The sequence below is a fragment of the Pseudomonas morbosilactucae genome (genome assembly GCF_023241715.1).
GTDB classification, from domain to species: Bacteria; Pseudomonadota; Gammaproteobacteria; order Pseudomonadales; family Pseudomonadaceae; genus Aquipseudomonas; species Aquipseudomonas morbosilactucae.
In genome coordinates, this window is the sequence record NZ_JALQCW010000037.1 from 1 (window position 1) to 22,518 (window position 22,518).

General features: G+C 63.9%; 15 protein-coding genes and 2 pseudogenes. 9 read left to right on the forward strand and 8 right to left on the reverse strand.

From position 1 onward, the window contains the following. Nucleotides 1–161 precede the first annotated feature (161 nt). From recC to recD, 3 genes and pseudogenes are all read left to right on the forward strand, one after another. A pseudogene (recC, locus tag M1B34_RS16160) lies at nt 162–3,610 on the forward strand (exodeoxyribonuclease V subunit gamma). After that, complete coding sequence (gene recB, locus M1B34_RS16165) at nt 3,607–7,296, forward strand: exodeoxyribonuclease V subunit beta (RefSeq protein ID WP_268265627.1); 3,690 nt, start codon at nt 3,607–3,609, stop codon at nt 7,294–7,296. The pseudogene recC and the gene recB overlap by 4 nt, the downstream one beginning before the upstream one ends. Beyond that, nucleotides 7,293–9,368: an exodeoxyribonuclease V subunit alpha gene (recD, locus tag M1B34_RS16170; RefSeq protein ID WP_123337494.1), complete on the forward strand. Its 2,076-nt coding sequence runs from the start codon at nt 7,293–7,295 to the stop codon at nt 9,366–9,368. Before recB ends, recD begins: the two co-directional genes overlap by 4 nt. A gap of 7 nt (nt 9,369–9,375) precedes the next feature. Here recD and M1B34_RS16175 read toward each other — a convergent pair. The 4 genes and pseudogenes from M1B34_RS16175 to M1B34_RS16190 all read right to left on the reverse strand — a co-directional run bounded on the left by M1B34_RS16175 (nt 9,376) and on the right by M1B34_RS16190 (nt 13,765). Next, nucleotides 9,376–10,912 (reverse strand): annotated as a pseudogene (locus M1B34_RS16175) (amino acid ABC transporter permease/ATP-binding protein). Between the two features lie 98 nt (nt 10,913–11,010). After that, the gene (locus M1B34_RS16180; protein WP_268265628.1) at nt 11,011–11,808 is read right to left on the reverse strand and encodes an ABC transporter substrate-binding protein; all 798 of its coding nucleotides are present in this window, start codon (nt 11,806–11,808) and stop codon (nt 11,011–11,013) included. A 34-nt stretch (nt 11,809–11,842) separates the two neighbouring features. After that, nucleotides 11,843–12,901, reverse strand: a complete 1,059-nt coding sequence (locus M1B34_RS16185; protein WP_123337490.1) for an isopenicillin N synthase family dioxygenase — start codon at nt 12,899–12,901, stop codon at nt 11,843–11,845. Nucleotides 12,902–12,913: 12 nt separating this feature from the next. Further along, the gene (locus tag M1B34_RS16190) at nt 12,914–13,765 is read right to left on the reverse strand and encodes a sugar phosphate isomerase/epimerase family protein (RefSeq protein ID WP_268263161.1); all 852 of its coding nucleotides are present in this window, start codon (nt 13,763–13,765) and stop codon (nt 12,914–12,916) included. Nucleotides 13,766–14,084: 319 nt separating this feature from the next. On the opposite strand from M1B34_RS16190, the gene yfiR reads away from it, so the two are divergent. The 3 genes from yfiR to yfiB are packed head-to-tail and all read left to right on the forward strand — an operon-like array spanning nt 14,085 to nt 16,443. Next, the gene (gene yfiR, locus M1B34_RS16195; protein ID WP_123337488.1) at nt 14,085–14,666 is read left to right on the forward strand and encodes a regulatory sequestration protein YfiR; all 582 of its coding nucleotides are present in this window, start codon (nt 14,085–14,087) and stop codon (nt 14,664–14,666) included. Then, nucleotides 14,663–15,934: a diguanylate cyclase DgcN/YfiN gene (gene dgcN, locus M1B34_RS16200; protein ID WP_268265629.1), complete on the forward strand. Its 1,272-nt coding sequence runs from the start codon at nt 14,663–14,665 to the stop codon at nt 15,932–15,934. Before yfiR ends, dgcN begins: the two co-directional genes overlap by 4 nt. Then, entirely contained in the window at nt 15,931–16,443 is a 513-nt protein-coding gene (gene yfiB / locus M1B34_RS16205) for an outer membrane lipoprotein YfiB (protein WP_268265630.1), read from the forward strand. The genes dgcN and yfiB overlap by 4 nt, the downstream gene beginning before the upstream one ends. Here yfiB and M1B34_RS16210 read toward each other — a convergent pair. Beyond that, nucleotides 16,440–17,387, reverse strand: a complete 948-nt coding sequence (locus M1B34_RS16210) for a LysR family transcriptional regulator (protein WP_123337485.1) — start codon at nt 17,385–17,387, stop codon at nt 16,440–16,442. The two genes, yfiB and M1B34_RS16210, sit on opposite strands and share 4 nt — an antisense overlap. A 150-nt stretch (nt 17,388–17,537) precedes the next feature. Between M1B34_RS16210 and M1B34_RS16215 the strand changes: the two genes are divergently transcribed. Together M1B34_RS16215 and mmsB are read left to right on the forward strand one after the other, a co-directional pair. Beyond that, entirely contained in the window at nt 17,538–19,064 is a 1,527-nt protein-coding gene (locus tag M1B34_RS16215; protein ID WP_268265631.1) for a CoA-acylating methylmalonate-semialdehyde dehydrogenase, read from the forward strand. 10 nt (nt 19,065–19,074) lie between these two features. Then, on the forward strand, nt 19,075–19,965 hold the full coding sequence (gene mmsB, locus M1B34_RS16220) for a 3-hydroxyisobutyrate dehydrogenase (protein WP_268265632.1): 891 nt from the start codon (nt 19,075–19,077) through the stop codon (nt 19,963–19,965). Nucleotides 19,966–20,081: 116 nt separating this feature from the next. Here mmsB and M1B34_RS16225 read toward each other — a convergent pair whose 3' ends face one another. The 3 genes from M1B34_RS16225 to M1B34_RS16235 form a co-directional block, all read right to left on the reverse strand. Then, entirely contained in the window at nt 20,082–20,600 is a 519-nt protein-coding gene (locus tag M1B34_RS16225) for an RES family NAD+ phosphorylase (RefSeq protein ID WP_268265633.1), read from the reverse strand. Beyond that, on the reverse strand, nt 20,597–21,082 hold the full coding sequence (parS, locus tag M1B34_RS16230; protein WP_268265634.1) for a type II RES/Xre toxin-antitoxin system antitoxin: 486 nt from the start codon (nt 21,080–21,082) through the stop codon (nt 20,597–20,599). The genes M1B34_RS16225 and parS overlap by 4 nt, the downstream gene beginning before the upstream one ends. A 125-nt stretch (nt 21,083–21,207) precedes the next feature. Beyond that, nucleotides 21,208–21,552, reverse strand: coding sequence for a cupin domain-containing protein (locus M1B34_RS16235; RefSeq protein ID WP_123337457.1), 345 nt, complete (start codon nt 21,550–21,552; stop codon nt 21,208–21,210). Nucleotides 21,553–21,859: 307 nt separating this feature from the next. On the opposite strand from M1B34_RS16235, the gene kynB reads away from it, so the two are divergent. Next, nucleotides 21,860–22,501, forward strand: coding sequence for an arylformamidase (gene kynB / locus M1B34_RS16240; RefSeq protein ID WP_123337455.1), 642 nt, complete (start codon nt 21,860–21,862; stop codon nt 22,499–22,501). The last annotated feature ends 17 nt before the right edge of the window (nt 22,502–22,518 follow it).

The window sequence follows — 22,518 nt, forward strand, 5'->3', positions numbered from 1 at the left end:
CGAAACCCCAATTGCGAAAAGCAGTTGGGGTTTTTGTTTGTGCGCCGAGAAAAAACTTTTATCCGTTGATGCAACCCTCGCGTTACTGCTTCACGCTGCCAGCACCCAGCCACAGTGCTAAGGTTCGCCCCTAGCTTTTTGCATTTTCCAAGGAAGCCTTTATGCCGGACACCACGTCCCTCAACGCCGGTTTCATGGTGGTTCACGGTAATCGCCTGGATGAGCTGCGCAGCTGGTGGTCAGCTGGATGCGGCGTTATCCCCTGGCGCCCTTGGAAAATGAAATCGCCCTGGTGCAGAGCAACGGCATCGCCCAGTGGCTGAAACTGGCTTTGGCCGAAGACCCTGAAGATGACGATATGGGCGGTTGCGGTATCGCCGCCGCGATCGACGTGCAATTGCCCGGCAGCTTTATGTGGCAGCTCTATCGCATGGTCTTGGGACGAGATGAAATTCCGCCCAAGTCCCTGCTGGATAAAGCCCCGCTGACTTGGCGCCTGATGCGCTTGCTCCCTGAACTTATCAACAAGCCGCACTTCGAGCCGTTACAGCGCTTCCTGACCCACGACACCGACCTACGCAAACGCTACCAACTGGCCGAGCGCCTGGCGGATCTGTTCGACCAATATCAGGTCTACCGCGCCGACTGGCTGGAAGACTGGGCCGCTGGCCGGCATCAGCTGCGCAACGTGCGTGGAGAGGCCAAGCCCCTGACCCCGGCCAATGCCTGGCAAGCTGAACTCTGGCGTGCCCTGCTGCTGGATGTGGGGGAGGAAGGCATGGCGCAAAGCCGCGCCGGGGTGCACCAGCGTTTTATCGAGCGGATCAACAGCCTTGAAGTGGCGCCCAAGGAATTACCCTCGCGAGTGATCGTTTTCGGGATTTCTTCGTTGCCCGCCCAAGCCTTGGAAGCCCTGGCTGGTCTGGCCCGTTTTAGCCAAGTCCTGCTCTGCGTGCACAACCCTTGTCGTCACCATTGGGCAGACATCGTCGCCGATAAAGACCTGCTGCGGCACCAATACAAACGCCAAGCGCGTAAGGCAGGCATGCCTATGGCGCTGGACCCGCAAACCTTACACCAACACGCCCATCCGCTGCTGGCTGCCTGGGGCAAACAGGGTCGTGACTACATCAATCTGTTGGACAGCTACGACGATCCCAACAGCTATCGTTCGGCCTTCCGTGACGGTCGCATCGACCTGTTCAGCGACACCCAGCCGCACAGCCTACTCAACCAACTGCAGGATGACATCCTCGAACTGCGCCCCTTGAATGAGACCCGGGAACACTGGCCCGCCGTCGATCCGCAAGACGATCAGTCGATCCGTTTTCACATTGCCCACAGTGCCCAGCGCGAAGTGGAAATCCTCCACGATCAGTTGCTGGCTCGCTTCAGTGCCGACCCTGATCTGCGTCCTCGAGACGTGATCGTCATGGTCCCCGACATCGACAGTTACGCGCCACACATCCGCGCCGTATTCGGCCAGCTGGAACGTGATGACCGACGCTTCATCCCCTTCACCCTCACCGACCAGGGCCAACGCGGCCGCGACCCCTTGCTGATCGCCGTGGAGCACTTGCTCAAGCTCCCCGACAGCCGCTTCCCGGTCAGTGAGATTCTCGATCTGCTGGACGTCCCCGCCTTGCGCGCCCGCTTCGGTGTGGAAGAGGCCGACCTGCCGACCCTGCACCGCTGGATCGAAGGTGCGGGCATTCGCTGGGGCATGGACGCGCCACAGCGTGCAGCCCTCGGTTTGCCTGAGGAGCTGGAGCAGAACAGCTGGCGTTTCGGCCTGCGGCGCATGCTCCTGGGATACGCCGTGGGCCGCTCCGACGCCTGCGAAGGGATTGAGCCCTACGACGAAATCGGGGGCCTGGACGCGGCTTTGATCGGCCCGTTGGTGGCCCTGCTCGACGCCTTGCAGATCGCCTATCAGCAACTCACCCAGCCCGCCAAACCGGTTGAATGGGGTGCGCGCCTGCAGCGCCTGATGCAGTTGTTCTTCCTGGCCAGCACCGAGCACGACGACTACCTGCTTGGCCAACTGGAAGACCTGCGAGAAACCTGGCTGGAGACCTGCGAATCCGTCGGCCTGCAGGATGCGCTACCACTGACCGTGGTCCGCGAAGCCTGGCTCGCCGGCCTTGACCAAGGGCGCTTGTCGCAACGCTTCCTGGCCGGCGCGGTGAACTTCTGCACCCTGATGCCGATGCGTGCCATTCCCTTCAAGCTGGTCTGCCTGTTGGGCATGAACGACGGCGATTACCCCCGCGCCCAACCGCCCCTGGATTTCGACCTGATGGGCAGCGACTACCGACCCGGTGACCGCTCCCGGCGTGAAGACGACCGCTACCTCTTGCTGGAGGCGCTGTTGTCTGCGCGAGATCAGCTTTACGTCAGTTGGGTCGGTCGTAGCATCCGCGACAACAGCGAACGCCCTGCGTCGGTATTGATTGGCCAGCTACGCGACCATTTGGCCAGCGGCTGGGCCCTGGGCGACCCGGAGCATTCGCTGCTTGAAGCCTTGACCCAGGAGCACCCGCTGCAACCCTTCAGTGCCCGCTACTTCCACGACGGCGACACGCTCTTCAGCTACGCCCGGGAATGGCAGTTGCTGCATCAGGATCAACCCGAACAGGGTGCGGTGGAACTGTTGCCGCCTTACCTCCAGGAAGAGCCCTTGAGCCTGGCCCAGTTGCAGGATTTCTTACGCAACCCTGTGCGGCATTTCTTCAGTCAGCGTCTGAAAGTGTTTTTCGAGGCCCTGGAAGCGCCCCTGGCCGATGAGGAGCCTTTTGTCCTCGACGCCCTGCAACGCTATAGCCTCAGCGACAGTTTGCTGGAGGCCGCACTGAACAGCGGTGACCCCGAGCACGCCCTGCAAGCCCAAGCACAACGCCTGCAAGCCAGCGGTCTGCTGCCCATGGCCGGTTTTGGCGAATGCCTGCAACGGGAGTTGATCGAGCCACTGCCTGACCTGTTGCAACGTTATCAACAGCTGTTGAGCCTGTGGCCCACGCCCCTGACCAGCGCCTCACCCATCAGCCTCGAACTGGGCGGTGTGTTGCTGGAAGGTTGGTTGAGTGGCCTGCATCAGCGCAGCGACGGCGGGCTGTTGTCGATCACCGCCATTCCCAACAGCATCGGTTCGATCAAAAGCCGCAAATGGCACCGCCTGACCCGGGCCTGGGTCGAGCACCTGGCCGCCTGCGCCAGCGGTTATTCGTTGACCACCGCCCTGGTGGCCAGTGACGACAGCCTGCTGCTGGCCCCCCTTGAGCGCCAGGCGGCCCTGGACTGCCTCGGCGAGTTGTTGCTGGCTTGGCAAGCCGGTATGTGCCGGCCATTGCCGGTGGCTGTGAAAACCGCTTTTGCCTGGCTGGCCCAGAGCGATCCGGACAAAGCCGAGGCCGCCGCACGCAAAGCCTATGAAGGCGATGGCGTGACCAGCGACGGCGAGCGTCGGGAAAGCCCAGCCCTGGCGCGACAATATGCCGATTACAACGCCTTGATTGCCGATGAAACCTTCGGTGGTTGGGCCGAAACCCTTTACCGTCCGCTGCTACAAGCACCTTGGCGCTCGGCGCTCAGCGAGGAGGCCGGATCATGACCGCCCCACAACGGCCCCTGGCCCTGGCGTTCCCACTGCGTGGCAGCCAACTGATCGAGGCCAGTGCCGGCACCGGCAAGACCTTCACCATCTCGGCCCTGTACCTGCGCCTGGTGCTTGGCCATGGCGGCGAAGCGGCAGGCTTTACGCGGGAGTTGCTGCCCCCACAGATTTTGGTGGTGACCTTTACCGATGCCGCCACCAAGGAGCTGCGCGAACGAATTCGTACGCGCCTGGCCGAAGCCGCAAGATTCTTTCGCGATGAGCTGGAGGCGCCCGACAGCCTGATCGCCGAGCTGCGGCAGCAGTTCAGCCCCGAGCAATGGGCCGCCTGTGCCAACCGCCTGGATATCGCCGCCCAATGGATGGACGAGGCCGCGGTTTCGACCATCCACAGTTGGTGCCAGCGCATGCTTCGTGAGCACGCCTTCGACAGCGGCAGCCTGTTCACCCAGACCCTGGAAACCGACCACAGCGACCTGCTGGGCGAAGTGCTGCGCGATTACTGGCGGCTGTTCTGCTACCCGATGCAAGGCGATGCGCTGAACTGGGTGCGGGCCAATTGGGGCGGACCTGCAGCGTTGTTGCCGCGGGTCCGGGCCTTGTTCGGTGGCGAGCGGCGCGAGGCGCAAAGCCTGACACCCAGCGAGCTTATCGAGGCCAGCCTGCAAGAGCGTCGCGAAGCCCTGGTGGCAATCAAGGCGCCTTGGCGGCAATGGGCCGGAGAGTTGCGGGATATCTGCCTGCAAGGCGTAGCCAGCAAAACCGTGGACGGTCGCAAGATGCAGGCCCGTTACTTCGAGCCCTGGTTCGAGAAGATCAGCGCCTGGGCCGAGGACGAGTCCGCCGAGCAACTGGACATCGGCACCGGCTTCAGCCGCTTGACCCCTGACGGCATGAGCGAGGCCTGGAAAGGCCAAGCCCCAAGCCACCCCGGCATCGACGCCATGCCCGGCCTCAAGGCCGCCCTCGACGCGCTGCCGAGCCCCGATGCGGCGGTGTTGCAACATGCCGCTCAGTGGGTCGGTGCACGTTTTGAGGAAGAGAAGCGCCGGCGCGCCGAGATGGGCTTCGACGACATGCTGCTGCGCCTCGACGCGGCCTTGCAGGCGGAGTCCGGCGAGCGCCTGGCGGAGCTGATTCGCGATCAGTTCCCGGTGGCCCTGATCGACGAGTTCCAGGACACCGACCCGGTGCAGTACCGGATCTTCGAAAGCATCTACCGCATCGAAGACAACAACCCGGACACCGGCCTGTTTCTGATCGGCGACCCCAAGCAGGCGATCTACGCCTTCCGTGGCGCCGACATCTACACCTACCTGCGGGCGCGCCAGGCCACCAGCGGCCGCCTGCACACCCTGGGCACCAACTTCCGTTCCAGCCACGCCATGGTCAGTGCAGTGAACCATGTGTTCCAGCGCGCCGAGGCTCGGGAGCAGGGCCGAGGTGCCTTTCTGTTTCGTGAGGCCGGTGACAACCCGGTGCCGTTCCTGCCGGTGGCGTCCCAAGGGCGCAAGGAGCACTTGCAGGTTGACGGCCTGACGCTGCCGGCCCTGAACATCTGGCACCTGGAAACCGAGCAGCCCTTGTCGGGGGCCCAGTATCGCCAGCAATTGGCGGCGGCCTGCGCCAGTGAAATTGTCGAGTTGCTCAATGGCGGCCAACAGCAGCGCAGCGGTTTTGTACGTGACGATCAGCCCCTCAGGGGCTTGTTGCCGGCGGACATCGCCATCCTCGTACGCGACGGCAAAGAGGCTCAGGCGGTGCGTGGCGAACTGGCGGCGCGCGGGGTGCGCAGCGTCTATCTGTCGGACAAGGATTCGGTGTTCGCCGCCCAGGAAGCCCGGGACCTGTTGGTCTGGCTCAAGGCCTGTGCCGAGCCGGATGTGGAGCGCCCGCTGCGGGCGGCCCTGGCGTCGTTGACCCTGAACCTGTCGCTGACGGAACTGGAGCGCCTGAACCAGGACGAACTGGCCTGGGAAGCGCGGGTCATGCAGTTCCGCGGTTATCGCGGAATCTGGCGCAGCCAGGGTGTGCTGCCGATGCTGCGGCGCTTGCTGCATGACTTCCAGTTGCCCCAGGCCCTGGTGCAGCGCAGCGATGGCGAGCGGGTCCTGACCAACCTCTTGCACCTGTGCGAATTGCTGCAGCAGGCTGCCGCCGAACTGGACGGCGAGCAAGCCCTGATCCGTCACCTGAGCGAGCACCTGGCCTTGTCCGGGCAAGCCGGTGAAGAGCAGATCCTGCGCCTGGAAAGTGACGAGCAACTGGTCAAGGTGGTGACCATCCACAAGTCCAAGGGCCTGGAATACCCACTGGTGTTCCTGCCTTTCATCTGTTCGGCCAAACCCGTAGACGGTAGCCGGCTGCCCTTGCATTACCACGATAGCAGCGGCAAGGCCCAAGTGACCTTGCGGCCCACCCCCGAATTGATCGCCCAGGCTGACGATGAGCGCCTGGCCGAAGACCTGCGCCTGCTCTATGTGGCCCTGACCCGGGCCCAGCATGCCTGCTGGCTGGGCGTCAGTGATCTCAAGCGCGGCAACCACAACAGCTCCGTGTTGCATCGCTCAGCCCTGGGTTACCTACTGGGCGGCGGTGCATCACTGGGCGAGTCCGCCGGGTTGCGCAGTTGGTTGCGGGACCTGCAACAGGATTGTGCTGCCCTCAGCGTCGAGCCGCTGCCCCTGGCTGGCGACACCCGCTTCCAGCCCCCACGCAACAAGGCGACCTTGCTGGCCCCGCTGATCCCTCAACGACGGGCGGCGGAGAACTGGTGGATCGCGTCTTACAGCGCCCTGCGCATCAGCGACAGCCTGGGTGCCGGCAGCGAAGCCCCGGAAAACCCCCAGGCGCAAAAACTCTTCGATGACGAACGCCTGGACCCGGATGCGCCGCGAGAAGTGTTGGCCAGCGGCGGCGATATCCACCGCTTCCCCCGGGGCCCGAACCCGGGGACCTTTCTCCATGGGCTGTTGGAGTGGGCCGGAGAAGAAGGCTTCAGCGCTACGCCTGAGGCCATCGAAGACGCCATCGCCCGGCGTTGCAACCGACGTGGCTGGGAAGGCTGGATCGGCACCCTGAGCGCTTGGCTGCAACCGCTGTTGCAGACCCCGTTGGCCCTCGGTGCCGGGCAGGCGCCAGTGGTGTTGTCCGGGTTGACGCAGTATCGGGTGGAGATGGAGTTCTGGTTCGCCAGCCACAAGGTCGATGTGCTCAAGCTCGATGAGCTGGTGCGCCAGCACACCCACCACGGCGTGCCTCGGGTGACTGCCGAGCCGGTGTTGCTCAATGGCATGTTCAAGGGGTTTATCGACCTGACCTTCGAGCACCAGGGGCGCTATTACGTGGCCGACTACAAATCCAACTGGCTGGGCGTGGACGACGCCGCCTACACCGAGCAGGCCATGGAACAATCGATCCTCGACAACCGTTACGACCTGCAATACGTGCTCTACCTGCTGGCCTTGCATCGCCAACTCAAGGCGCGCCTGGCGGACTATGATTACGACCGGCACATAGGGGGCGCCCTGTACCTGTTCCTGCGGGGCACCTGTGCCCCTAGCCAGGGCGTGTTCTTCGCCCGGCCTTCCCGAGACCTGATCGAGCGCCTGGATCGCCTGTTCCAGGGCAAGCCGGACCTGCCCAAAGCCGAGCCCGCCTGGGAACAGGGAGTGTTGTTATGACCGAAGACCTGTTTGCGCCCACGGACGATTTGGCGCCGTCCACTCTGGCGCCACTGACCCGGGCCGAAGACCTGCTGCAACTGTTGGACCTGTGGGTCGAACGCGGCTGGTTGCGCGCCCTGGACAAGGCTTTTGTCGGCTTCCTCTACGAGCTGGATCCCCGCGGCGACTCCCTGGTGCTGATGGCGGCCGCGTTGACCAGTCATCAGTTGGGCCACGGCCATGTTTGCCTGGACCTGTTCGAGACCCTCAAAGAACCGGATTTCGCCCTGTCCCTGCCGCCTGAAGGTGACTCCCAGAGCGGTGTGATCCTCCTGCCTTCGCAAGTCCTGGTGGCCCTGGACGGTGCCCATTGGTGCAAGACCCTGGCCGCCAGCCGCTTGGTGGCGCTGGCCGCCGATCACAGCGAAGAGGCCGGGCAGCGGCCGTTGGTGTTGTCCGGCAAGCGGCTGTACCTGCGCCGCTATTGGGCCTACGAGCGGCGCATCGACAATGCCCTGCGCCAACGCCTGGCCCAGCAGGAAGCCACCCCCGATGACCTGTCGCGCCGCCTCACCGAACTGTTCGGTGCGGCCAAGCCTTCCGGGCCCATCGACTGGCAGAAGCTCGCCTGCGCCCTGGCCACCCGGGGCGCCTTCAGCATCATCACCGGCGGCCCTGGCACCGGTAAAACCACCACCGTGGTGCGCCTGTTGGCCTTGCTCCAGGCGCCGGCGGTGGAGCAGCGCAAACCCTTGCGTATCCGTCTGGCGGCCCCCACCGGCAAGGCGGCGGCGCGGCTCACCGAGTCCATCAGCCTGCAGGTGCGCTCCCTGGCGGTGGCGGATGAGGTGCGAGAGAAAATCCCCAGCGACGTGACCACCGTGCACCGCTTGCTGGGCAATCGCCCGGGCACCCGGCACTTCCGCCACCACGCCGGCAATCGCCTGCCCCTGGATGTGCTGGTGGTGGACGAAGCCTCGATGATCGACCTGGAAATGATGGCCAACCTGCTGGACGCGCTGCCGTTGCATGCGCGCCTGGTGCTCTTGGGGGACAAGGACCAGTTGGCCTCGGTGGAGGCCGGTGCGGTGCTGGGCGATTTGTGCCGGGATGCCGAAGGCGGCTGGTACAGCCCCGAGACGCGGCAATGGCTGGAAGCCCTGAGTGGCGAAGACCTGGCCGGCAGTGGCTTGCAGGAAGACCGCGAGCACAGTCACCCCTTGGCCCAACAGGTGGTGATGCTGCGCCATTCCCGACGTTTTGGCGAAGGCAGCGGCATTGGCCAACTGGCCCGTTGGGTCAACCAGCAGCAGGCGGAGGAGGCCCGTCGCCTGCTGGCTGCCCGCAGCCACGCCGACCTCTATTGCCTGAGCCTCAAGGGTGAGCAGGACCGCGCCCTTGAGCGCCTGCTGCTGGAGGGGCATGGCGATGGGCCGCAAGGTTACCGGCATTACTTGAGCTTGCTGCGCACGGAGCGCCCGCCAAGCGAGGCCAGCCTTGAAGACCCGCGCTGGACCCAATGGGCGCGCAAGGTATTGCAGGCATTCGACCAGTTCCAGTTGCTCTGTGCGGTGCGCAAAGGCCCTTGGGGCGTGGAGGGTTTGAACCAGCGAGTGACCCAGGCGCTGTTCAAGGCGCGGCTGATCGACAGCGACCAGCAATGGTACGAAGGGCGCCCGGTGCTGATGACCCGCAACGACTACGGCCTGGGCCTGATGAACGGCGACATCGGCATCGCCCTGCGCCTGCCCGAGCAGGAGGGTGCCGAACCCGGACGTCGGGTACTGCGCGTGGCTTTCCCGCGTAACGACGGCCAGGGCGGCGTGCGTTTTGTGCTGCCGAGCCGGCTCAACGATGTGGAAACCGTGTACGCCATGACCGTGCACAAATCCCAGGGTTCGGAGTTCACCCACACCGCGTTGATCCTGCCGGACGCCTTGAACCCGGTGCTGACCAAGGAGCTGATCTACACCGGCATCACTCGGGCCAAGGATTGGTTCAGCCTGATCGAGCCCCGCGCCGGGGTCTTTGAAGAGGCCGTGCGGCGCAAGGTCAAGCGCCTCAGCGGGCTGATGCTGGAACTCGGCTGAGGCCGGCCTAGAGCACCGCCGCCTGGGAGGCCTGGGCCGGCGCTTGCAGCCCCATAAAGCGCCGCACCCGTTCGCCGTCCGCGTCTTCGCGGATGGCCCGGGGGCTGGCGTCGAGTTGGACATGGCCGTTTTCCATGAAGATCACCCGGTCGGAAATCGACATCGCGAAGTCCATCTCGTGGGTGACGATCAGCAGGGTCATGCCTTCCCGGGCCAGGTCGCGAATCACATTCAGCACATCCCCCACCAGCTCCGGGTCCAGGGCTGAGGTGGGCTCGTCGAACAGCATGATCGCCGGTTCCATGGCCAGGGCTCGGGCGATGGCCACCCGTTGCTGCTGGCCGCCCGACAATTGGTGCGGGTACTTGTGGGCGTGGGCCAGCAAGCCGACCTTGTCCAGCAGCCCATAGGCGTGTTGTTCGCTCAGCGAGCGCTTGGTGCCGTGGTAGCGCGGCGCCAGGGTGACGTTGTCGAGAATGCTGCGATGGGGGAACAGGTTGAAGTTCTGGAACACCATGCCGATCTGGCGCACGCCGTCGCGCACCTGAGCGCTGTTGAGGTTGTCACCGGCGCTGATGAAGCTGTTGCCGAACAGCACGATCTCGCCCTGATCGATGCGCTCCAGGCCGTTGATGGTGCGGATCAGCGAGGTCTTGCCGGACCCCGAGGGGCCGATGATGGAAATCACCTGGCCACTGTTGACGCTCAGGTCGATGCCCTTGAGCACCTGATGATCGCCATAGCACTTGTGCAGGTTACGCAGTTGCAGGGCCGCTGCCGGCGCCGGGGTGCGCCTCGACGCGGCTGGCCTGTTGCCGGGTCTGTTGCTGGAACCGCGCCACAGTGCTCTCGTCCAGGGTTTGCGGCTTGCGCAGATTGAGGTCCAGGTGCTGCTCCAGGCGTTGCAGCAGCCAGCCGAACAGGCTGACGATCAGCACGTAGTACACCGCCACGGCGGCCAGGGTTTCCATCACCAGAAAGTTCTGCGCATACAGGCGTTGGCCCACCGTAAGCAGTTCGGTGAGGGAGATCACCGAGATCAGCGAGGTCAGCTTGACCACGGTGATGTACTCGTTGATCAGGGTCGGCAGGGAGATGCGAAACGCCTGGGGAATCACGATCAGGCGTTGCAGGCCCAGGAGGCCGATGCCCAGGGCGCGGCCCGCTTCCTTCTGCCCCTTGGCCACCGAGATCAGGCCGCCGCGGTGAATTTCCGCCATGTACGCGGCCTCGGTCACCACCAGGGCGAACAGGCCGGAATAGAAGGGGTTGGACAGCACCGAGCCGGTCACCGGAAATAGCTGGGGCAGGTTGTAGACGAACACCACCAGCACCAGCAGCGGGATGCTGCGGAAGAACCAGATGTAGATCGCCGCCGGCGTCCTGATCCAGGCGGCGCTGGAGAGTTTGGCCGAGGCCAGGACAAAGCCCAGCAGCATGCCGATAAACCAGGCCAGGGCGCTGAGCTGGACCACGGTGACGCAGGCCTGCCAGAAGCTCGGCAGCGAGAACAGGGAGAAAAAGTAGGACCAGTCGAATTGCATAAAAACACCTCAGCCGCGTCGGATCGCAGGCTTCAAAACGGGCGTGCAGCCCTCGATCGCGGATCAAACACAGGGCGCCTCCGTGCGCCCGAAAGCACTCACTCGGTCACGGGTTCCAGGTTGTACTTGCTGAGGATCGCCGCGTACTCGCCATTCTTCTGGCTGGCGGCAAAGGCTTCCTGCAATGCCTTGTAGGTGGCGTCGTTGCCCTTCTTGACGAAGATGCCCAGGGTTTGCTGGTAGATCGGGTGGGCAGTGGTGACCACCACGCGGCCGTTGGTGCGCTCGGCGATCATTTTTGCCGCGCCGGCGATTTCCACCTGGGCCTGAATGTTTTTCGACAGCAGGGCCTGGGTCACTTCCGGCGCCGACGGGTATTCGCTGACGCTGATGGCGCCCTTGTTGTTGGGCACGCAGTAGTCGCTGGACAGTTTCTGCAGTTGGCCAACCCAGGTGGTGCCCTGTTCCAGGCCGACTTTCAGGCCGCACAGTTCTTCAGGGGTTTGCGGGTTCAGGCCGCTGTCCTTGGGGGCCATGATCGCCGCCCCGGTTTTTGCGTAGGCGATGGTCAGGGCCTGGGTCTGCCGTTCCGGGGTGATGTACATGCCGGAAATGATGGCGTCGTAGCGTCCGGCGTTGAGGCCGAGGATCAGGCTGGGGAACTTGGTGTCGACGAACTCGGCCTTGGCTTGCAGGTGCTTGGCCAGGGCATGGGCCAGTTCCGGGTCGGAGCCCACCACGTTCTTCTCGCTGTCGTAAGACTCGAACGGCGGGTAGGTGATCTCCATGCCGATCTTCAACTGGCCCGGGGTCGCGGTGGCGGCCAGGGCGGTATGGGCGGCGCACAGGCCGAGGGTGATCAGGGTCAGGCGCACAAGGTTGTTTTTGTTGAGCATCAGGCGGCACTCCAGGGTGGGTTGGGCAAGGCAATCAGGACGGTTGGGTTTGGTGTTTCAGGTGCCCGAAGCTGGACGGCTTGCGGGCTTTTTCCGGTAGCTGGATCTCGCCGTTTTCCACGCGCTTGCGCAGGTACTGGTAGGTCTGCAAGGCCTGGCCGTACATGTGCTCGCCAATGGCGATTTGCTCGTACTCATCGGTGCCGTTGGCGAACTGCGGCAGTGGCTTGATCTGGGTGTGAAAGTCACAGGCGTAGAACAACGGGAAGGCGTAACGCTCCTCGCTGACGCTGCGCACGCGGTGGGCGGTGGCGACAAAGGCCCCGGCGGTCATCACTTCGAGCATGTCGCCGATGTTCACCACAAAAGCGTCCGCCACCGGTGGGGCATCGATCCACTGGCCGAGGCTGTTCATCACCTCCAGGCCGGGCTTGTCGGCCAGGAGAATGGTGAAGCACTCGTAGTCAGTGTGGGCGCCGATCCCCGGGGCATCCTGGGCAGCGCCGTCGAAGGGGTAGTGGATCAGCCGCAGCTTGGAAGGCGGGCGGGTCACCAGCGGGTCGAAGTAGTCCTCCGCCAGGCCCAGGGCCAGGGCAAAGCCGCCAAACAGCCGCCGACCGAGGGCGAACACCGCCGCGTAGTAGGCTTGCGCTGCCTCCTTGAAACCCGGCAGCGTCGGCCATTCGTTGGGCCCCAGCAGCGGGGTGTTGGCCAGCACCAGGGGATCGTCGGCCGGCACTTCGAAGCCGATGTCGAAGGCTTCCTTGTGGTCCGGCTTGCCCTTGGAATACACCTCCTCGCCTTCAGGGACAAAGCCCTTGTGGGTCTTCGAGGTGCCGATGTAGTGCTGCATCTTGCTGGCCAGGGGCTGGGCGAAATAGTCCCTGGCCGCCTGACGCAGGTCGGCGATCAGTGACGGGGCGATGCCGTGCTGGGTGATGTACAGGAAACCCACTTCACTGGCGGCCTTGCCCAGTTGCTCGGCCACCGCCAAGCGGTGCTCCAGCTCGACGCTGAACAGGCCGGCGATGTTCACCACCGGGATGCTGTTGAAATTGGCCTTGGCCTGGGGGGTATCGATCTTCTCGGGCATGACGCAAGAACCTCAGGGACGGATGGAGTGGCTGAAGCGTTGGAAGTGTTCGCGCTCGGTGCGGGCCATCCACAGGTTCAGCGACCAGAGATCGGCCACCGGCACATTGGTGAAGGGCAGGTGATGCAGGTAGCCGTCGGCGCCGAATTCCGGGGTCAGGGTGCTGACCTGGTAGCCGCGGGCCTGCTGCGAGCGCCAGATGGCTTCCCAGTGCTGTTGGTGGAAGGCCAGTTCCCGGGCGTATTCCGGGGCGCCGGGGTGGGGCACTTGCGGGCCCTGGTCATAACCGACCCGGGCCTGGATATGGTGGACCCGTTCGACAAAGGCGCTGAGGTCGTCGCAGGGATCGTCCAGCAGGCGCTCGCAGGTGACGACCCAATGGCTGATGTCACTGGTGAAGCGCAGGTCCGGCACTTGGCGAATCAATTCCAGGGTCAGCCAAGGGTTGAACAACGAGCGCGAACGATGGGTTTCGAAGCTGCAGAACTGGCCGTGCTTGCGGGCCAGCTCCAGGGCCTGGCCGAAGAACTCCACTTGCTGGGCCAGGGGCCAGCGGTCGTTGCCGGCCAGCACATTGACGAAGCGCGGCCTCAGTTCGGCGGCCCAGGCAAGTTTGCGGTCGAGGTCCTGCAGGTGTTCGGCGGGGAGGGCCTTTTGCTCCGGCAATACGTCGTAGGCGGTAAACACAGTGCTGATGTAGCCGACCTGATTGGCGCTCAGGAAGGTGGCGAATTCGGCGCGCTCGCGGGCGTCCAGGGGCAGGCGGGCTTCCATGCCGTCGAAGCCGGCCTCCAGCAACTCGTCGAGTGCCTGGGCCTTGCTGGCGGTGTAACCCCACAGGGTGCGGAAAAGATCGAGTTTCATCGGCGAACCTCAAGGATGCCTGGGCTACGTAAAGCACGGCATCGGCAGGTGACCGAAGCGCGCTGTGTACGGCAGTAGCTGAAGACATTCCCCGAGCCGGCTATCTGTGTAGCCGGTCTCGCCGAGGGCGGCGCTGGGCCGCTGACTCTGGCACCGATCTTAATCAGGCGCAGCGGTCGGGAAGAATAGGCTGTGGCAAATCGTTACTTCATTTTTTTCTAAACCAATAGCCGGCTATGTATATGGCCATCTCGCGGGGTTTTCCGTGGCTGTGCTATCGTTGCGGCATCATTTCATGACGATCATTGAGTATTCCTGCATGGACGTGGCTGTCTTGAGGACAGAACGCTTTTGGGGTGTCAGGCGGTGCCTGCTCGCGGCCCTTTTGTGCCTGTTGAGCCCCTTCACCCTGGCCCATTCTGCGGCTGACGCGCCCCTTGGCCTGGCCGATCAGCGCGCCAAGGCCGTGACCCAGGTGGTGCTCGGCATTCTCAGTTATGCCCGCTGGCCGGTGGAGCCTGCGCAACTGCGCCTGTGTGTGGTCGGCCCCACCGAATACACCGACGACTTGCTCAAGGGCAGCACCCAGCGTACCGGGCGGCCGGTGGTAGCGCGGCGCTTGCTGGCCAGCAGCCCGGCGATTCTCAATGAGTGCGATGCGCTGTACATCGGCAAGTTGAGCAGCGAAGAGCGGGGTCGTCTGTTTGCCTCGCTGCTGGGCCTGCCGGTGTTGAGCATCAGCGAGGGCGGTGACCAATGCACAGTGGGCAGCCTGTTCTGCTTGCGGGTCAGCGATGAGCAGGTGTCCTTCGAGGTCAATCTGGATTCGGTGGCTCGCAGCGGTGTGCGGATTCACCCCAGCGTCCTGCAGTTGTCCCGTCGTCGCGCGGCGGCCCCATGACGATCTTCAAATCCAAGAACCGTTCGACCCTGCGCTCGGTGATCGGTCGTGGGCACCTGATCGTCGCCCTGCTGGCCATTTTGATGGCCAGTCTGTCGCTGACCTTGCTCGGGGTCCTGGCGCTGCGGGTGTATGCCGACCACAACCTGCATTTGATCGCCCGTTCCATCAACTACACGGTGGAAGCGGCGGTGGTCTTCAACGACCGTGCGGCGGCCACTGAGGCCCTGGCGTTGATCGCCTCCACCGAGGAAGTGGCGGATGCCCAGGTCCTCGACAAAAACGGCCAACTGTTGGCGAGTTGGAAGCGCCCGGAGAGCGGCTGGCTGTCCGACCTGGAGATGCACTTCGCCAGCGCCTTCCTGGAAAAGCCCATCGCCATGCCGATCGAGCATCAGGGCGAGGTGATCGGCACCATCAGCCTGACCGGGCACGGCGGCAGCCTGATGCGCTTTCTGTTCAGCGGCCTGGTGGGGATTGTGCTGTGTACGGCCGTCAGCGCCTGGGTTTCCCTGTACCTGGCCCGGCGTCAGTTGCGCGGCATCACCGGGCCTCTGCGCAGCCTGGCAGACGTGGCCCACGCCGTCCGTCGCGAACGTGCGTTCGACCAGCGCGTGCCGCCGGCCGCGATCATTGAACTGGACAACCTGGGCAACGACTTCAATGCCTTGCTCGATGAGCTGGAAGCCTGGCAGACCCACCTGCAAAGCGAGAATGAAACCCTGGCTCACCAAGCCAGCCACGACAGCCTCACCGGCCTGCCGAACCGTGCCTTTTTCGAGGGGCGGCTGATTCGCACCTTGCGCAGCGCGGCCAAACTCAATGAGCGGGTGGCGGTGCTGTTCCTCGACAGCGATCGTTTCAAAGACATCAACGACAACTTTGGCCACGCGGCCGGTGATGCCGTGCTAGTGGCTGTGGCGGCGCGGATTCGTGCGCAACTGCGTGAAGAAGACCTGGTGGCGCGCTTGGGCGGTGATGAATTCGCGATCCTGCTGACGCCGCTGCACCGGGTCGAAGACGCCCGGCGCATTGCCGACAAAATCAGCGCCAGCATGCAAGAGCCGATTCCCTTGCCGGGCAACACGGCGGTGTTGACCTCCCTCAGCATCGGCATGGCCATCTACCCGGATCATGGCGCCACGCCCGGCACCCTGCTGGACGCTGCCGATGCGGCCATGTACCAGGCCAAGCGCCAGGCCCGTGAGGGTCAATCCCCGAACGAAGAGGCGCATCCCCCTATCGTTCACGTTAAAACCAGGAGATGACGGTCTTGCTTTCTTTAACCCCACGTGTTTTTCGCTTCATCGGCGTGCTGCTGTTCAGCGCCTTGCTCGGCCTGGCCGGCTGCCAGAGCGTGCCGCCCAAGGGCCTGACGCCACAGCAGATTGCCGTGCTCCAGCACGAGGGGTTCGAGCTGACGGATGAGGGCTGGGCCTTCGGCCTGTCGGGCAAGGTGTTGTTTGGCAGCGATGTGGAAAGCCTGAACCAGGCCAGTACCGAGATCGTCCAGCGCATTGCCAAGTCCCTGCTCAGCGTCGACATCCAGAAGGTGCGCGTGGACGGTCACACCGACGCCTCGGGCAAGGAAACCTACAACGAACAGCTGTCCATACGCCGCGCCAAGAGCGTGGCCAAGGTGCTGGTCGAGGCCGGCATGGCCGAGCGCAACGTCCAGTTGCGCGGCCTCGGCAGCAGCCAGCCGGTGGCGTCCAACGACACCGTCGCCGGGCGCACCGAGAATCGCCGGGTGGCGATTGTGGTCATTGCCGACTAATCGGCGAAGCGCAGGGTACGACTCTCGCCCATCAGCAGCGGCTGGTTTTGCTCGGTGACATTGCGGATGTAATCCCACAACAGGGTAATGCGCTTGAGCTTGCGCAGGTCCTCCCGGCAGTACATCCAGAATTGCCGGGTCAGGTTGATCTGCTCCGGCAGCACCGGCAGCAGGCGCGGGTCCTGGGCGGCGAGGAAGCACGGCAGGATGGCCATCGAGCGGCCTTGCTGCGCCGCCACGTACTGAGCGATGACGCTGGTGCTGCGCAGGTTGGCGCTGGCGCCGGGCACCACGTTGGCCAGGTACAGCAGCTCGGAACTGAAGGCCAGGTCGTCGACGTAACTGATGAATTGATGCTCACCCAAGTCCGCCGGGCGGCGGATCGGCGGGTGCTGGTCGAGGTATTCCTGGGTGGCGTAGAGCTGCAGGCGGTAGTCGCAGAGTTTGCAGCACACGTAAGGCCCGTGTTCCGGGCGCTCCAGGGCGATCACGATGTCGGCTTCACGCTTGGACAGGCTGATGAAGTGCGGCAGCGGCAGGATGTCCACGGAGATGGCCGGGTAGGCGTCGAGGAAGTGGCTCAACTGCGGGGTGATGAAGAAACTGCCGAAGCCCTCGGTGCAGCCGATGCGCACATGCCCGGACAACGCCACGCCTGAGCCCGAGACCTGTTCGCAGGCCATGTGCAGGGTGCTCTCGATCGATTCGGCGTAGCCCAGCAGGCGCTGCCCCTCGGCGGTCAGGACAAAGCCGTTGGTCCGCGACTTCTCGAACAGCAAGGTGCCCAGGGCGGTTTCCAGCGAGGTGATGCGCCGTGACACCGTGGTGTAGTCCACAGCCAGGCGCTTGGCGGCGCTGCTGGCTTTGCGGGTGCGGGCCACTTCCAGGAAAAACTTCAGGTCGTCCCAGTTCAGGGAGCCCAATGAGGTGATGTTTTTTTGCATGTTGGACCGGATTTTATGTGCGTTCTTATTAGAAGTTTGCACATCTATACTCCAAAAACAGTCCGACACCAACTCGCGACGTCCTCTCTATACAAGGCGCCTGCGCGCCTTGGCTCCCTGCATAAGAACCCAAGAAGTCAGGAGACCACGATGAACGCATCCCTCACGCCCGGTGGCACCACACTGCAACAGGTCAAGTTGCTGATCGACGGTGAATGGGTCGAATCCCGCACTGATCAATGGCAAGACATCGTCAACCCGGCGACCCAGGAAATCCTGGCCAAGGTGCCTTTCGCCACCGCCGCTGAAGTCGACGCCGCGATCGCCGCCGCCCAGCGCGCCTTCCAGACCTGGAAACTGACCCCCATCGGTGCGCGCATGCGCATCATGCTCAAATTGCAGGCGCTGATTCGCGAACATTCCAAGCGCATCGCCGTGGTCCTCAGCGCCGAGCAGGGCAAAACCATCGCCGACGCCGAGGGGGATATTTTCCGCGGCCTGGAAGTGGTTGAGCACGCTTGTTCCATTGGCACCCTGCAAATGGGTGAGTTTGCCGAGAACGTCGCCGGTGGCGTCGATACCTACACCCTGCGCCAGCCCATCGGCGTGTGCGCCGGCATCACCCCGTTCAATTTCCCGGCGATGATCCCGCTGTGGATGTTCCCGATGGCGATCGCCTGCGGCAACACCTTCGTCCTCAAGCCATCCGAGCAGGACCCGCTGTCGACCATGCTGCTGGTAGAACTGGCGCTGGAAGCCGGTGTGCCGGCCGGCGTGCTCAACGTGGTGCACGGTGGCAAGGATGTGGTGGATGCGCTGTGCACCCACAAAGACATCAAGGCCGTGTCCTTCGTCGGCTCGACCGCCGTCGGCACTCACGTCTATGACCTGGCCGGCAAACACGGCAAGCGCGTGCAGTCGATGATGGGCGCGAAAAACCACGCCGTGGTGCTGCCGGATGCCAACCGCGAGCAGACCCTCAATGCCCTGGTGGGCGCAGGCTTCGGTGCCGCCGGCCAGCGCTGCATGGCCACCTCGGTGGTGGTGTTGGTGGGCGCGTCGAAACAATGGCTGCCGGACCTCAAGGCCCTGGCGCAAAAGCTCAAGGTGAATGCCGGCAGCGAGCCGGGCACCGATGTCGGCCCAGTGGTTTCCAAGCGGGCCAAGGCGCGGATTCTCGAATTGATCGAAAGCGGTGTGAAAGAAGGCGCCAAGCTGGAGCTTGATGGTCGCGGCATCCAGGTCCCGGGCTTCGAGCAAGGCAACTTCATCGGCCCGACCCTGTTTTCCGGGGTGACCACGGACATGCAGATCTACACCCAGGAAATCTTCGGCCCCGTGTTGGTGGTGCTGGAGGTGGACACCCTGGATCAGGCCATTGCCCTGGTCAACGCCAACCCGTTTGGCAACGGCACCGGCCTGTTCACCCAGAGCGGCGCCGCAGCGCGCAAGTTCCAGAGCGAAATCGACGTCGGCCAAGTGGGCATCAACATCCCGATTCCTGTGCCGGTGCCGTTCTTCAGCTTCACCGGTTCCCGCGGCTCCAAGCTGGGTGACCTGGGCCCGTACGGCAAGCAGGTGGTGCAGTTCTACACTCAGACCAAGACCGTCACCAGCCGCTGGTTCGACGATGACAGCGTCAACGACGGTGTGAACACCACCATCAACCTGCGTTGAGGAGCCTGACATGAACATCGCATTTATCGGCTTGGGCAACATGGGCGCGCCCATGGCCCGTAACCTGATCAAGGCCGGGCATCAACTGAACCTGTTCGACCTCAACCAGAGCGTGCTGGCGGAGTTGGCGCAACTGGGCGGCCGCATCAGCGCCTCGCCCAAGGCCGCCGCCGAGGGCTGCGAGCTGGTGATTACCATGCTCCCGGCCGCTGCCCATGTGCGCAGTGTCTGGCTGGGGGAGGATGGCGTACTGGCAGGCATTGGCCGCGGCGTGCCGGCGGTGGATTGCAGCACCATCGACCCACAGACCGCCCGTGAAGTGGCCACCGCCGCCGCCAAGCAAGGCGTGAGCATGGCCGATGCGCCGGTGTCTGGCGGCACCGGCGGCGCCCAGGCCGGCACCCTGACCTTTATGGTTGGCGCCAACGCTGAACTGTTCGCCACCCTGCAACCGGTGCTGGCGCAGATGGGCCGCAACATCGTGCATTGCGGTGACGTGGGCACCGGGCAGATCGCCAAGATCTGCAACAACCTGCTGCTGGGGATTTCCATGATCGGCGTCAGCGAGGCCATGGCGTTGGGCGACGCCTTGGGCATCGATACCCAGGTGCTGGCCGGGATCATCAACAGCTCCACCGGTCGCTGCTGGAGTTCCGATACCTACAACCCCTGGCCGGGGGTGATCGAAACCGCCCCCGCGTCACGGGGCTACACTGGCGGCTTTGGTGCAGAGCTGATGCTCAAGGACTTGGGCCTGGCCACCGAAGCGGCACGCCAGGCCCACCAGCCGGTGGTACTCGGTGCCGTGGCGCAGCAGCTGTATCAAGCCATGAGCCAACGCGGGGAGGGCGGCAAAGACTTCTCGGCCATCGTTAACAGTTATCGCAAACCGCAACAGTAAATCGACGGGGGCTAGCCCCCTCGCCGCTGTGTTTGCATCAACTCATCGAATGCAGCCCCTTCAACAGGGGCGTTTGCGGGAATCTGCGTCGGGCAGGTTCCCGCTTTTTTGTGGCTTCAGTTCGGGCGATTGGCAGCGCTGTGCAGGGGAGGGTTGAGGCGGGTGTCGAGGCCGAAGCGCTCCTGAACCACCACTTGGTACAGACCTTTGGCCAGCAACGGATTGATCAGGATGTTCCAGCTGTGCCGGGACACCGATGAGGGCATCAGCACGAAGGGATGGTCGGCCAGCAACTGGTCGGCAAATTTTTGCTGGCCGGCACTGGGGATGCCCGGTATCAGCCAGTTGGGGTTTGGCAGGCTGTGTTCATCCACGCGATAGATGGCCGTTGGGTCCTGGATCAAGGCGCCAGTGAGGACATGGGGCACGCTGTCCAGCACGGTAAAACCCTTGTGTACCGCGACTTCCAGAATGGCCGTGGCGGGGTCGGCGCTGCCATAAACGGCCTTGACCCCTTTGGAGTTCCAGCGACCGCCGCACAGCTCCGCGCCGACGCCACTGTCCCAACTGTCGGCGTGCCGGGCGGTGTCCAGCCGCCAGAAATGGATCGCGCTGCTACCGGGAACGCTGATCACTGATAGACCCCGTATTCCAGACGGGTGAGGAACTCATCCACCAGCTCGAAGCCGATGGGGTTGGTCAACAGATCCACGGGCTTGTGCCCATCGAGGCCCATCACCGGCTTGGCCATCCAGTCTTGCGCCGCTTCACTGCTGCCGAAGATGTCCTGGGCCTTGGACAGCACTTGGGCAAAGCGCACGGCGCGGGCGCTCTGTTCCGGGTTCAGGGGTTCGTCCGGGGTTTTCAGGCGGCGCTGCAGGGTGCGTTCGGAGAGGCCGATGATCTTGGCCAGGACCTGTTCGTCCTTGAGCATGGGCACCGACGAGACGAACTTGATGATGGCCGTCAGCGGGATGCCTTCCTCGGTCAGGCGATAGATCGAAATGCGGTCGTCAAACCTGGCCCGGCCACCCAGGAGGATGTCCGAAGACTGCTCTTTCAATGCCAGTTTGCCCCGCCGTTTGGGGGCGATGCCAGTGCCTGTGAGTGCAACCATGATCGCTTCTCCTGCCTTTGCCAATTGGCGGAGATTATATAGACATTTGGCGGGTGAGGTTGAGTTGAATAGCCATCCTGGAGGGGAGCCCGCATTGCGCGGGCTCCCGGCGGGTGGGCCAGACGTCAGGCAAACACGAAATACTTGCGCACGGTTTCCACCACTTCCCAGGTGCCTTTCATGCCCGGCTCGACGATGAAGATGTCGCCGGCGCGCAGGTGGATCGGCGCTTGGCCGTCCGGGGTGATGACGCAGTAGCCTTCCTGGAAATGGCAGTACTCCCACTTCTCGTATGCCACCCGCCATTTGCCGGGGGTGCAGATCCAGGTGCCCATGATCTTGCTGCCGTCTTCGCTGGTGTAGGCGTTGAGGTTGACGGTGTGCGGGTCGCCTTCGAGTTTTTCCCATTTGCAGGCGTCGAGCACCGGCAACGGGTGGGTGTCACGCAGCACGGTAATAGGTTTGGACATTCTGGCGCTCCTGGCAGTTGGCAGATCGGAAGCCGCACCCTATAGCGCCCGGCGCCGTCAGGGTTGTCTGGGCTCGACATCAATCTATCCAGAAGCGCAGCCCGGTCCCCGCGCGTGTCGCCGGCGAGCGCAGCAATGCCCGGGCCTGCCGGGGCGAGGGCGGGGATTGCCGGTTGAAATTATCGTTCGCCAAAAAGCGCTTTTTTCGCAGGATTTACGAAATATCTGAAGCGCGGCGCGGAATTTCGCAAGAATCTACACGGGCATCGCTCGTATCATTCAGGTCGACGTGATCGAGAGCCACACCATGGACAACACACCCCGCTGGTGGGATATCAGCCCGCCTTTGAGTACCGCGACCCCGACCTGGCCGGGGGATACGCCATTTCAGGAAGAACGTGTCTGGCAGTTCGGACCCGAGTGCCCGGTGAATGTCGGGCGCATCACCTTGTCACCCCACACCGGCGCCCATGTCGATGCGCCGCTGCATTACCGGGCCGATGGTGCGCCCATCGGTGAGGTCTCGTTGGACGTGTACATGGGCCCGTGCCGGGTTGTGCATTGCCTGGGCAGCGGGCCGCTGGTGCAGCCCGAGGATTTGGCCGGGCACCTGGAGCAGTTGCCGCCGCGGGTGCTCTTGCGCACTTATCAACAGGCGCCGCTGGCGGTCTGGGACGAGCATTTCACGGCGGTGGCCCCGGCCACCGTCGAGCTGCTGGCCAGCCTCGGCGTGCGCCTGATCGGCATCGACACGCCGTCCCTGGACCCGCAGCAATCCAAGACCATGGACGCCCACAACGCCGTGGCCCGCCAAGGCATGGCGATTCTCGAAGGCGTGGTGCTCGATGCCGTGCCGGAAGGGGATTACGAATTGATCGCCCTGCCGTTGCGTTTTGCCCACCTGGACGCCAGCCCGGTGCGGGCGATCCTGCGGCCCTTGAACCGATAATTTCCACTACAACGAAG